The organism is Arthrobacter sp. P1_C12_2 (assembly GCF_056406415.1).
The window spans coordinates 1-7,149 of sequence record NZ_JBFUAF010000042.1 but is presented as its reverse complement, the minus strand read 5'-3'; the positions used below and the strand labels follow the sequence as shown (position 1 = coordinate 7,149).

Annotated in this window: 6 protein-coding genes and 1 pseudogene; 5 read left to right on the top strand and 2 right to left on the bottom strand. The window is 69.5% G+C overall.

Annotated elements, in window-relative coordinates; all coding sequences use genetic code 11:
- Positions 1-237: pseudogene (locus AC1DZQ_RS22390) on the top strand (hypothetical protein); the annotation flags it as partial.
- Positions 238-331: 94 nt separating this feature from the next.
- Here AC1DZQ_RS22390 and AC1DZQ_RS22385 read toward each other — a convergent pair.
- A complete protein-coding gene (locus AC1DZQ_RS22385) occupies positions 332-1,024 on the bottom strand; it encodes a GntR family transcriptional regulator (RefSeq protein ID WP_476965558.1) in 693 nt (230 codons plus the stop codon).
- A gap of 106 nt (positions 1,025-1,130) precedes the next feature.
- Between AC1DZQ_RS22385 and AC1DZQ_RS22380 the strand changes: the two genes are divergently transcribed.
- The 4 genes from AC1DZQ_RS22380 to AC1DZQ_RS22365 all read left to right on the top strand — a co-directional run bounded on the left by AC1DZQ_RS22380 (position 1,131) and on the right by AC1DZQ_RS22365 (position 6,892).
- A complete protein-coding gene (locus AC1DZQ_RS22380; RefSeq protein WP_476965557.1) occupies positions 1,131-1,889 on the top strand; it encodes a LamB/YcsF family protein in 759 nt (252 codons plus the stop codon).
- 91 nt (positions 1,890-1,980) lie between these two features.
- Positions 1,981-3,321 carry an MFS transporter gene (locus AC1DZQ_RS22375; protein WP_476965556.1) on the top strand — a complete coding sequence of 447 codons (1,341 nt, stop codon included), beginning with the start codon at positions 1,981-1,983 and terminating at the stop codon, positions 3,319-3,321.
- Positions 3,322-3,392: 71 nt separating this feature from the next.
- The gene (locus tag AC1DZQ_RS22370; RefSeq protein ID WP_476965555.1) at positions 3,393-5,117 is read left to right on the top strand and encodes a 5-oxoprolinase subunit B/C family protein; all 1,725 of its coding nucleotides are present in this window, start codon (positions 3,393-3,395) and stop codon (positions 5,115-5,117) included.
- Entirely contained in the window at positions 5,117-6,892 is a 1,776-nt protein-coding gene (locus AC1DZQ_RS22365) for an acetyl/propionyl/methylcrotonyl-CoA carboxylase subunit alpha (protein ID WP_476965554.1), read from the top strand. The genes AC1DZQ_RS22370 and AC1DZQ_RS22365 overlap by 1 nt, the downstream gene beginning before the upstream one ends.
- A 73-nt stretch (positions 6,893-6,965) precedes the next feature.
- On the opposite strand, the gene AC1DZQ_RS22360 is transcribed toward AC1DZQ_RS22365, so the two are convergent.
- On the bottom strand, positions 6,966-7,149 hold a 184-nt coding region (locus AC1DZQ_RS22360), incomplete at its 5' end, for a hypothetical protein (RefSeq protein WP_476965553.1).

Below are 7,149 nucleotides of genomic sequence, written 5' to 3'. Positions count from 1 at the left end.
GCCTACAACACCGAGCACCGCCATTCCGGGATCGGTTACTACACCCCGGAATCCGTTCACGAGGGCACCTGGCCCGAGTGCCGGGAACGACGCCAGAGGGCCCTGGACACCGCATGGGCAGCGAACCCCCACAGGCACCACCAGCGCCCCCGGGCACCCACCGTCCACACCGAAAGCTGGATCAACGACCCCAGGAAACGAACCCGCGAACTAGCGAATCCGTCTCAAAGAGGTTGACAGGTTCCGAATCCCGGCGTCGGAAGGAATTCTGCGCGTCGCGGGGCTGGATGTGCGTCGCAGGTGCGTCGCGGAGCGTGCCGGAAGGGCGGGCTCACTCGCCGTGGACGGCGGCCTGGCGCTCCTCTGACCGGTCCAAATAGGCCAGCAGCAGCTCGCCGGCGCGGTCCAGGTCTCCGGCTTCCAGGGCGCGGCAGATTTCCTCGTTGTCCGGCAGGTAGCCCCGGTAGAAATGCGCATCCACGGTGGCCTTGTGAAAGAACAGCCGCATCTCGGCCAGGACCTGGGACATGATCGTGTCCAGCCGCCGGCTGCCCGCCAAGGCCACAATCGCGCCATGGAAATGCTGGTTGGCGCTGCCCAGGCCTTCCTCGTCATTGGCGGCGGCGGCGGCCTTGCCCTCTTCCACGGCAGCGCGGACCGCGGCCACGCGCTCCGGGCTGCCACCGCCGCGGATCGCACTGACTTCAATGGCGCGGCGCACCGTGTAGACGTCGTGGATGTCGCCGGCCTCGAGGCTGGCCACGAAGACGCCGCGGTTCGGGTGCCGGACCACCAATCGCTCGGCCGCCAGTTCGGCGAAGGCCTCGCGGACAGTGTTGCGGGAAACGCCCAGGTCTTCGGCGATGGTCGACTCGGTGAGCCGGGCTCCCGGCAGGAGCAGGCCCTCCGCCAGTTGCAGGCGCAGTTCAGCCGCCACCCGGTCCGCCACGGAGGGAACGGCCACGCGCAGCCGCGCCGCAGCCGCGCCGAGGGCGGAGCCGGCAGCCGAATCGGAAGTCGTCATAGTGCCGAATCTACACGATTGTCCCAATGTTGAATCGTCGGATTGTTGAACAATCGGAGAAATTGATGCATCCTAGTAGGGGGCTATCATGAGACGAGGATCACAAATGGCAACCATCGACCTGAACAGCGACGTTGGCGAGTCTTTCGGACGCTGGACCCTAGGCGACGACACAGCGATGTTCCGCTCGGTCTCCAGCGCCAACGTGGCTTGCGGATTCCACGCGGGTGACCCCAGCGTCATCCGCCGGACCTGCCGCGAGGCGGTTGCCGCCGGCGTCGTGATCGGCGCCCACGTCGGCTACCGCGATCTGGCCGGCTTCGGCCGCCGCTTCCTGGACATCGACCCGATCGAACTGGCCGACGACGTCGTCTACCAGATCGGTGCGCTGCAGGCGCTGGCCGCCGTCGAGGGCGGCACGGTCAAATACGTCAAGCCGCACGGCGGCCTCTACAACGCGATCGTCTCGCACACCGCACAGGCGAAGGCCGTCGTCGACGCCGTGAAATCCGTTGACCCGAACCTGCCCATACTGGGCCTGCCGGGCTCGGAAGTGCTGCGCCTGGCCGAGGCCGCCGGCCTCCGCGCGGTCACTGAAGCCTTCGCGGACCGGGCCTACAACCCGGACGGCACCCTCGTATCCCGTGCGCTCCCCGGAGCCGTACTGGAGGACCCCGCTCTCGTCACTGAGCACGTCCTCCGGATGGCAACCGATTCAGCCATCCGCACCATCGACGGCTCCATCCTGAAAATCCGCGCCGAAAGCATCTGCGTGCACGGTGACTCCCCAGGGGCCGTCGCCATGGCCGCTGCTGTCCGCGAAGCGCTCAACGCCGCGAACATCACCACCGCCGCCTTCGTCTAGGCCGCAGCTTCACCGCTTCGTACCCGGTTCCACCGGGACCAACCACTTAAACCCAAGCAACAGGCAGCACCCCGCACACCTGGAGGAAATCATGACTGCAGCACCGCATCAGGCCACCCCGGCCGCCGGCAAGAGGAGGATCCCGCCCGGTGCCCTCAAGGCCTACGTCGCGAGCCTCACCGGCACCTCGCTGGAGTACTACGACTTCGCGATCTACTCCGTGGCCTCGGCCTTGGTGTTCCCCAAGGTCTTCTTCCCGGGCAACGACGAATACGTCGGGCTGCTGCTGTCCTTCTCGACCTTTGCGGTGGGCTACCTCGCCCGTCCCATCGGCGGCGTGATCTTCGGCCGGCTCGGTGACAAGATCGGCCGCAAGCACGTCCTCGTGACCACCCTGCTGCTGATCGGCATCGCAACCGTGCTGATCGGCGCGCTCCCGGGCTACGCCACCATCGGTATAGCCGCACCCATCATCCTCGTGTTGCTTCGTCTGGCGCAGGGCATCGGCGTCGGCGGCGAGTGGGGCGGTGCCGTCCTGCTCTCGAGCGAATTCGGCGACGCCAAGCGGCGCGGCTTCTGGTCTTCCGCCGCGCAGATCGGCCCGCCCGCCGGCAACCTGATGGCCAACGGCGTCCTGGCCGTGCTCGCCGCGACGCTCAGCAACGAAGACTTCCTCTCCTGGGGCTGGCGCGTGGCCTTCCTCGCCTCGGCCGTGTTGGTGGCCTTCGGCCTGCTGATCCGGCTCAAGCTCGAGGAAACCCCCGTCTTCAAGGCCATCCAGGCCCACGGCGAACAGCCCAAGGCCCCCATCAAGGAGGTCTTCACCAAGGAGCCGCGCGCCCTCGTGGCCGCCGCCCTGTCCCGCATTAGCCCGGACGTGCTGTACTCCCTGCTCACCGTCTTCATGGCCGTCTACGCCACCAAGGAACTGGGCATGAGCACCAGCAACGTACTGACCGCCATCCTGATCGGCTCCGCCTTCCAGCTGGTCCTGATCCCCGCGGCGGGCGCCCTCACGGACCGCGTCAACCGCCGCCTCGTATACGGCATCGCCGCCGTCGGAACCGCCGTGTACATCCCGCTGTTCTTCGTCATGATCCAGGACAAGTCGGTCACCACGCTGACCATCGGCATCGTGATCGGGCTGGCCTTCCACGCCTTCATGTACGGCCCGCAGGCTGCTTACATCACCGAACAGTTCCCGGCCCGGCTGCGCTACGCCGGCAGCTCGCTGGCCTACACGCTTGCCGGCGTGGTCGGCGGCGCCATCGCACCGTTGGTTTTCACTGCCCTCTTCGCTGCCAGCGGCAACTGGTTCCTGATCGCCGGCTACCTCGCGGTCGCCTCGATCGTGACGGTGATCGGGCTGGCCATCGGGCGCAACCCGCATACCGACGAAGAAGAGCGGCTCCTGCAGGAAGCCCGCGCCTGAGCACGTCGGATCTTCTTCAGCGGATCCTGTCCGCCGGCATGATTTCACCGGAACAATGATTGAGGCAACTCGTGATTGAGACAGCAGGGGAACCCCTGAAGGCACAAGAGCCCGCAGCCCACAAGGTCCGCTCCGTGCGGGCTGTGGGAACCCGCGCGGTCCTGGCCGAACTCTCCGGCACCCAGGACGTACTTGCCCTGCAGGCGCTGCTGCTGGAGAAGCCGCTGCCGGGCCAGCAGGACGTCCTGGCCGCGGCCGAGACCGTCCTGGTCAAGGCAGATTCCCCGGCCTCGGCCCGGCGCATCGGCGCCCGGCTGCTGCAGCTCGACCTCACCGCACCTGTGCAGCTCGACGGCGAGCTGGTGGTCATCGACACCGTGTACGACGGCGAGGACCTCGCCGAGGTCGGGCGGCTCACCGGCCTCGGAACGGAGGGCGTGATCGCCGCCCATTCCGGCCAGGTCTGGACCGTGGCCTTCGCCGGCTTTGCCCCCGGATTCGGGTACATGGTGGGGGAGAACCAGCAGCTGGAAGTGCCCCGCCGCAGCTCGCCGCGCACCGCCGTGCCCGCAGGTTCCGTGGCGCTGGCCGGCAACTATTCGGCCGTGTACCCGCGCCGTTCCCCGGGCGGCTGGCAGCTGATCGGGCGCACCACCGCCCGGATGTGGGACCTGGACCGGGACCAGCCCGCCCTGGCGGCCCCCGGCCACCGGGTGCAGTTCCGCCCCGTCCGGGATGCGGTGCTCGTCGCAGACTCAGCCGCAGAAGCAGTCGGGGAGACAGTCGCAGAGCCCGCGGCCGAGGATGCCGGCACCGCGCCGGAACCGGCTGCCGCAGACGCCGCCCGCGGACTCCGGATCGTTTCACCGGGCCTGCAGAGCCTGATCCAGGACCTCGGCCGGGACGGCCACTCCGGCCTGGGCGTCTCCGCCGCCGGCGCGCTGGACCGGGCCTCGCTGCGCCGGGCCAACCGCCTCGTCGGCAACGCCCCCGCCGCGGCCGCCATTGAGACCGTCGCCGGAGGCCTTAAGGTCCAGGCCGTGGGGGACCAGGTCCTCGCCGTCGCCGGCGCGCCGTCGGAACTGAGCATCGCGTCGGCGCCGGATGACGCCGGCGATACATGGCAGCGCACCGTGCCGGTGGCCACTCCCTTCGCGCTGCTCGACGGCGAAACGCTCAGCCTCGGTGCGCCGCGGAGCGGCTTCCGCAGTTACCTCGCGGTCCGCGGCGGGGTGGATGCCCCGCCGGTGCTGGGCAGCCGCTCCACGGACACGATGTCCGGGATCGGTCCGGCGCCCCTGGCCGCCGGGCAACGTCTGGCCGCCGGCGGAGAAGCCGAGTCCGGCGTCGTCGGGGCTCCCGAACTCCAGCCCGACTACCCGGGCACCGGGGTGACCGTCCTCGACGTCGTACCTGGCCCCCGCGCCGACTGGTTCGACCAGGCGGCACTGGACTCCTTCACCGCCCAGGACTGGTCCGTGCTGCCGCAGTCCAACCGGGTCGGCATGCGGCTGGACGGGACCCCGCTGCAACGCAGCCGCCAGGGCGAACTGCCCAGCGAAGGCACCGTGGCGGGCGCCCTGCAGGTCCCGCCGGAGGGCCTGCCCGTACTCTTCCTGGCCGACCACCCCATCACCGGCGGCTACCCGGTGATCGCCGTGGTGGTCGACTCCCAACTGGACCTCGCCGCGCAGGTACCCATCGGCGGCAAGATCCGCTTCCGCTGGGCCGAATCCGCCACCACCGAACACGGCACTACCGAAGCCACCACCACCGAAGAAGAAGCGAGTAACTGATGCGCAAGGTCCTGATCGCCAACCGTGGAGAAATCGCGGTCCGCATAGCCCGGGCCTGCGACGACGCGCAGCTGGCGTCCGTCGCCGTGTACGCCGACATCGACGCCGACGCCCTGCACGTCTCCGCCGCAGATGTTGCCTTCAGCCTGGATGGCAACTCGCCCGCGGACACGTACCTGAACATCCCCAAGCTCCTCGACGTGGCGGCCGAGTCCGGTGCGGACGCCGTCCACCCCGGCTACGGCTTCCTCTCCGAGAACGCCGACTTCGCCCAGGCGGTCCTGGACGCCGGACTGACCTGGATCGGTCCGACGCCGGACGCGATCCGGCTGCTCGGCAACAAGATCACGGCCCGCGACGCGGCCGTCCGGGCCGGCGCACCCCTGGTGGCCGGCAGCGACGGTCCCGTCGACACGGCTGCCGAGGCCCGGGCCTTCGCCGAACAGCACGGCCTGCCGATCGCCATCAAGGCCGCTTTCGGCGGCGGGGGCCGCGGCATGAAGGTGGTCCGGGTCATCGACGAGGTCGAGGAAGCCTTCGACTCCGCCGTCCGTGAAGCAGTTGCCGCCTTCGGCCGGGGCGAGTGCTTCGTGGAGCGCTATCTGGACCGTCCGCGCCATGTCGAGGCTCAGGTCCTGGCGGACACGCACGGCAACGTCGTCGTCGTCGGAACCCGCGACTGCTCCCTGCAGCGCCGGCACCAGAAGCTCCTGGAGGAGGCTCCCGCACCGTTCCTCAGCGAAGAGCAGACCAAGCTGATTTACGACGCCGCCAAGGCCGTCTGCCGGGAGGCCGGCTACTCCGGCGCCGGCACGGTGGAATTCCTGGTCGCGGCGGACGGCACGGTGGCATTCCTCGAGGTCAACACGCGGCTCCAGGTGGAGCACCCCATCACCGAGGAAACTACGGGGATCGACCTCGTCCAGGAACAGTTCCGGATCGCCGCGGGGGAGCCGCTGCGCCTGACCGAGGACCCGGCACCGCGTGGACACGCCTTCGAATTCCGGCTCAACGCCGAGGACGTGGGCCGCGGCTTCCTGCCCTCGCCGGGCACCATCGGCGAGTTCGTCGGCCCCACCGGCCCGGGCATCCGCCTCGATACCGGCGTCCGCTCCGGTTCCTTCGTCGCGCCCCAGTTCGACTCCCTGCTCGCGAAGCTGATCGTCACCGGCGCGGACCGGCAGCAGGCCCTGCGCCGCGCCCGCCGGGCCCTCGCCGAAATGCGGATCACCGGCGTCGCCACCGTGCTGCCGTTCCACCGGGCCGTGCTGGAGTCCCCGGACTTCACCTCCGAGGACGGGCTCGGCATCCACACCCGCTGGATCGAAACCGACTTCGCGGACAATGTCTCGATCTCCGCCGACCCCGACTACAGCACCACCGCCCCCGGTGGCGAACGCCGCACCATCACCGTCGACGTGGACGGACGGCGCCTCGCCGTCGGCCTTCCGGCCGATCTGCTGGACGGCTGGGCGCTGTCCAATCGGACGCTGTCCGGAGGTCCGCTGCCCGCCGGGCTGTCGTTGGAAGCAGTGCCCGACGGCGGCGCTGCCGCTGCCGACCCCGGCGAGCTGCGCGCCGACATGGCCGGGACCGTGGTGAAGTGGCTCGTCGAGCCCGGCGCCGAGGTCTCTGCCGGGGACCCGGTGGTGGTCCTTGAAGCCATGAAAATGGAAACCCAGGTCTCCGCGCACCGGGACGGCACCGTCACTGACGTCCGCACCGAAGCGGGCGGTGTTGTTGCCGCCGGGGCGGTGTTGGCGCTGATCGGCTAGCCGGTCCGGACTACCTTGAGAATGGGGACGGCCGGGCACGCTGGGGAGCGTGCCCGGCCGTTCACCGAGTGATTTAGGACTGCGCCTCAGCGAGAGCCGGGGCGGTCTCGGTGCGGTGGGCTGGCGGTTGTGCGCGCCGGTTGAGCCACATCTCGAAGACGTCGCTGGTGTGCCATTCGAAAGAGGCGAGCACCGGGGTGCCGTTCTCGTCGTAGTCGACCTCGTCGAAGTAGAGCAGCGGGACGCCGTCCTTGACC